Source organism: Mesorhizobium sp. M7A.F.Ca.CA.001.08.2.1 (assembly GCF_003998455.1).
Lineage (GTDB): Bacteria > Pseudomonadota > Alphaproteobacteria > Rhizobiales > Rhizobiaceae > Mesorhizobium > Mesorhizobium ciceri.
On record NZ_RZPW01000470.1, the window covers coordinates 1 to 5,005 of the forward strand.

Genomic DNA, 5,005 nt, shown 5'->3' on the forward strand with positions numbered 1-5,005 from the left:
CGCAAAAGGGCCGCATCCGCTGCGCCATGGAGGAATTGTTTCGTCGCGAGGCCGACGCGGGCCGCGTCCGCACCATTCTTCTGCGGGCCGGCGATTTCTTCGGCGGCACCGGCAGCGGATCATGGTTCGACCTGATCGTCGCCGCCAAGATCAACAAGGGTATCTACACCGCGCCTGGCCCGGTCGACCTCGTGCATGAATGGGCCTATCTGCCTGACTTCGCTGTGGGCTTCGTCGCGCTGGCGCGCAATCTGGACAAGCTCGGCTTCTATGAAGCGCTGAACTTTCCGGGCCACGCGGTCACCGATCTGCAGATCAAGGCCGCTGCCGAGAAAGCTATTGGTCGTCCGCTCAAGATGACTTCGATGCCCTGGTGGGTGCTGCGCGCTGGCAGCCCGTTCGTGGCGATGTGGCGCGAGATCGTCTCCATGTCCTACCTGCGCTTCGAGCCGCATCAGCTGGCTTCGATACGGCTGGAAGGCATCGTCGGCGAGATCCCGCACACGCCGTTGGATCAGGCGGTTGCTGAAGCTCTTGGCGATATCGGCATTGCCACCGTGGATGGCGTTGCGAAAGCTGCCTGACTCCCGCGATCACGGGCGCCGCCCCTCTGCACACTGAACAATCCCCGAGAGGGCGCCTCAGAGCCGTCCCATCAACAGCAACACCATGAGCACCACCAGCACGACGCCGACGATACCCGACGGCCCATAACCCCAGGAGCGCGAATGCGGCCAGGCCGGCACCGCGCCGATCAGGACAAGGATCAGGACGATGATGACGATGGTGGTGATCGGCATGAGAAGCCCTCGCTTCGACGTTTCGCTCAGAGACAATGCAGAGGCCGCCCGGTTGTTCCGGGCGGCCTCTGCGGTCAAATCGGCGATGGGGTCTATTCGGCGGCTCTCGGAAAGGCGACTTCCGGTTCGTCGCCTGCTTCCTGGCCAGGCCTGTCGGTCGGCGAAACCGTTCCCTTGCCGCGCCGGAACAGCCGGCGGAAAAACGCATAGAAGCGGCTGTTCTTGCTGCGCGTGAAAATCATCAGCATCGACGGCGTCACCACCAGCGTCAGCAAGGTGGCGAAGGACAGGCCGAAGACGATCGCCGAGGACAGCGAAATCCACCATTGCGTCGACGGCGCGTTGATCGTCGTCTCGTGATGGAAGATTTCCAGCCCAAGGCCGAAGGCGATCGGCAACACGCCGAGGATCGCCGACACCGCCGTCAGCACCACCGGCCGGGCGCGCTCGCGGCAGGTCTGCAGCACCGCGTCCATCTTGTCCCAGCCTTCTTCGCGCAGCCGGTCATAGGTGTCGATCAGCACGATGTTGTTGTTCACCACCACGCCGGCCAGAGCGATGACGCCAATGCCCGACATGACGATGCCGAAGGTCTCGCCTGTGATCAGCAGCCCCAGGAACACGCCAACCGTCGCCATGACCACGCAGGACAGCACCATCAGCACGCTGGTGAATTTGTTGAACTGCATCAGCAGCACCAGGAAGATCAGGAAGATCGCCGCCCCGAAGGCCTTGCCAAGGAAGGCGCTGGCCTCGGCGCTGTCTTCGTTCGAGCCGGCCAGCTTCCAACGTATGCCGCTGCCGAGATCCATCCCGGAGACGGCCTTGGTGACCTCCGCCTGCACGGCCGCGACCTGGGCGCCTGCGGCAACGTTTGCCTGGACGACCACCGTGCGCGCGCCGTCGATACGGTTGAGGATACCAACCGTCGGCTCCGGCTTGCGCACGACGAAATTCGAGATCGGCACCGAGCCTTGCGAGGTCTGCACCCTGAGCTCGTCGAGCGTCGACAGCGTGCGCCGGTCTTCCGGCAGACGCAGCCTGATGTCGACGGCGTCGTCGGCGCCGGCAGGCCGGTATTCCGAAAGCTTCAGCCCGTTGGTCACCAGTTGCACCACTGTGCCGACAGCGGTTGGGCTGATGCCATATTGCGCTGCCTTGGCACGGTCGACCTCGAGCGCCCAGTCGACGCCGGGCGGCGGGAGGCCGTCGGAAATGTCGATGACGCCAGGCACCTTGCCGATGCGTGCCGCAACCGCGCGCGCTTTGTCGTCGAGCCCCTTGGGGTCGACGGCCGAAAGCCTGATCTGGATCGGCTTGCCGGTCGGCGGACCGGCCTCCGGCACGCGCACCTCGACATCGACGCCGGGAATGCCGGCCATGACGCCGCGCAAATCGTTCAGGATCTGGTTCGCCGACTTGCGCTCGCGCCAATCTATGAATTCGTACTGGATGACGCCGACGACGTCTTCAGGGACATCCTGGCCGCCGCCTTGTGTCTTGCCGACGCGGGTGTAGACCGACTTGATGCCGGGCCAGCCGAGCATCCTGTTTTCGGCAATCTTGGTCGCCGTATCCATTTCGGCCAGCGAAAGGTTGCCGCGCGCGTGCACGTAGAGCAGGCCGTAGTCGGGCTCGACACTGGGGAAGAATTCAACACCGGCGCCATATTTCGAATAGGCAAAGCCGACGCCGAACAGCAGAGCGACCGTCAGCAAAACCACCGTAATCGGAAACCGCACCGCCTGCTTGACGATCGCCATGTACCAGCCGTCGCGATTGTCATCCTCATGATGCTCCGGCGCCTTGGCGAAGATCGCCCCCAGCGTCGGCGCGAACACCAGCGCATAGAGCATCGAGGCCGATAGCGTCACGATCAGGGTGATCGGCATGTACTTCATGAAGTCGCCGATGATGCCCGGCCAGAACAGCAGTGGCGAGAAGGCGGCTATGCGCGTCATCGTCGCGGCAATGACCGGACCGGCCATGCGCTTGGCGGCCAATGCGAAGGCTTCCGCCTTCGGCATGCCTTCGCTCATCCGCCGTTCGGCGAACTCGGTGACGATGATGGCATCGTCGACCAGCATGCCGACAGCCAGGATCAGGCTGAACAGCACGATCATGTTGATCGTGTAGCCCATCATCGCCAGCAGCAGGATGCCGATCAGGAAAGACGACGGAATGGCCAGGCCGATCAGCAGCGAGGCACGACCCGACAGCGCGTAGAGGATGACGATGAACACCAGGATGACGGCGATCATGACGTGGTTCTGTAGATCGCCGAGCAACTGGTTGACGAAGACCGACTTGTCCTGCGTGTAGGTGACGTTCATGCCTTGCGGCATCGTCTTGACGTAGGCGTCGGACACCTCCCTCACCTTGGCGAGCGTGTCGATCAGATTGGCGCCGATGCGCTTCTTGACTTCGATGGCGATGGCCGGCTTGCCATTGAGGCGCGTGATCGTCGTGGCATCGGCGAAGGTCGAGCGGATCGTCGCGATGTCCTTGGCCTGCACCACGGCATTGGGGCCGGCGACCACGGGCAAGGCCGCCACGTCCTCGGGCGTCTCGATCAGTGACGGCACCTTGACGGCGTATTTGCCTTCCGAGCCTTCGATATTGCCGGCGGCGACCAGACTGTTGGAGGCCCCGACAGCGCCGATCAGCTGATCGAGTTGCAACCCGTAGGACGACAGTTTCATCGGATCGATGACGACTTCGACAAGATCGTCGCGCGAACCCTGCAACGAGCCCTCCAGGACGCCTGGCACTTCCTCGATACGGTCGCGCAGTTCGCGCGCGGCGGCGGTCAGCACGCGTTCGGGCAATTCGCCCGACAGGGTGACGACGAGGACGGGGAATTCGGAGATGTTGACTTCGGTAACGACCGGCTCTTCGGCCGCCTGCGGCAGGTCGGCCTTGCCGTCCTGGACCTTGGAGCGCGTGTCCTGCAAGGCCGTCGCCAGATTTGTCTGCGGCTGGAACTCGACCAGCACATAGCCGCCGCCCTGGAAGGCGGCCGAGCGCATTTCCTTGAGGCCTTTCAGGCTCTTCAGCTTGCTTTCCATCGGCCGCAGCAGAAGGCGCTCCGAATCCTCCGGCGAAATGCCCTGATAGATCAGGCTGATATACATCATCGGAATCGGAACGTCGGGCTCGGCTTCCTTCGGCGTCGACTGATAGGCGACCCAGCCGGCGAGCAGCAGGAAGACCAGCACCGAGATGGTCAGGCGGGCATTGTTGATTGCGAGTCTGACGATATCCATGGCTAACGCCTGTTCTTGAATTTCACGAGCTGCGTCGCAGCCAAGTGTCCCCGCCCGGGGTCTGTCCGCCGTATCCCATGCTACTGCGTGCCGGCGGTCGCTTCGCCCAGCAGTTTCTGGATGGTTGCCTGGTCGGCTTCGACCAGCTTGACCTCATCGCCTTCCTTCACCAGTTCCTGGCCGGCAACGATGATGCGCGCATCGGCAGGGATGCCGCCAAGCACCAGGCCGGTCGGCGTGTCGTCGACGAGGTCGATGGGGAAGAACGCAACCTTGTTGTCCTTGCCGACGGCACGGATGCCGAGGTCGCCCTTGTCGCCGAGCGTCACCACCGAGCGCGGCAGCAGCACCGCATCGGTCGGCAGCGCGCTGAGTGCGATTTCCGCCGTCATGCCGGCCGGCACGGAGCCGTCGGCATTGGGGACGGCAACCTCGACGCGGAAGGTGCGGGTCGCCGAAGAGGCGTCGCGGCTGATGTAGCGCACGGTGCCTTCGACAGTCTGGCCGCTGACCAGCCGTATGGTGGCCTTGTCCCCGAGTTTCAGGTAGCCGAGATCGCGCTCGCTGACTTCGCCGCGGGCAATCACCGGATCGAGCTTGAGGATGGTTGCCACCTCGCCGCCCTGCATGATGGAACTGCCAAGTTCCACCGGCACCCGGTCGATAACGCCGTCGAAGGGCGCCTTCACCTCGTTGCGGTCAAGTTCGGCCTGTGCCGTTTCCAGTTGCGACTGCGCCGAGGTCAGGTTCGAGCGCGCGGTGTCGAGCTGCAGCTTCGGCAGATTGCCGGTCTTCATCAGCCGCAAGGCTGCGTCCAACTCGGCCTGGCGCTGCACCACCAACTGCTTTGCATTGTCGACCATCGAGATCTTTTCTTCCGCCGCAAGCATCAGCACCAGATCCCCCGTCTTGACGTGATCGCCTTGCTTGACAGGCAGC

Annotated in this window: 3 protein-coding genes and 1 pseudogene; 1 reads left to right on the forward strand and 3 read right to left on the reverse strand. The window is 63.6% G+C overall.

Annotated elements, in window-relative coordinates:
• A pseudogene (locus tag EN914_RS23940) lies at positions 1-584 on the forward strand (oxidoreductase); the annotation flags it as partial.
• A 57-nt stretch (positions 585-641) separates the two neighbouring features.
• Here EN914_RS23940 and EN914_RS23945 read toward each other — a convergent pair.
• From EN914_RS23945 to EN914_RS23955, 3 genes are all read right to left on the reverse strand, one after another.
• Positions 642-800: a DUF3309 family protein gene (locus tag EN914_RS23945; protein ID WP_013529196.1), complete on the reverse strand. Its 159-nt coding sequence runs from the start codon at positions 798-800 to the stop codon at positions 642-644.
• Between the two features lie 92 nt (positions 801-892).
• The gene (locus EN914_RS23950; RefSeq protein WP_024502951.1) at positions 893-4,066 is read right to left on the reverse strand and encodes an efflux RND transporter permease subunit; all 3,174 of its coding nucleotides are present in this window, start codon (positions 4,064-4,066) and stop codon (positions 893-895) included.
• An 80-nt stretch (positions 4,067-4,146) separates the two neighbouring features.
• The coding region (locus tag EN914_RS23955; protein ID WP_127389307.1) for an efflux RND transporter periplasmic adaptor subunit at positions 4,147-5,005 on the reverse strand (859 nt) is incomplete at its 5' end.

Excerpts from the sequence above, each read along its gene's own strand:
- EN914_RS23950 (WP_024502951.1), bottom strand. The coding sequence starts at position 4,066 with ATGGATATCGTCAGACTCGCAATCAACAATGCCCGCCTGACCATCTCG.
- EN914_RS23945 (WP_013529196.1), bottom strand. The coding sequence starts at position 800 with ATGCCGATCACCACCATCGTCATCATCGTCCTGATCCTTGTCCTGATC.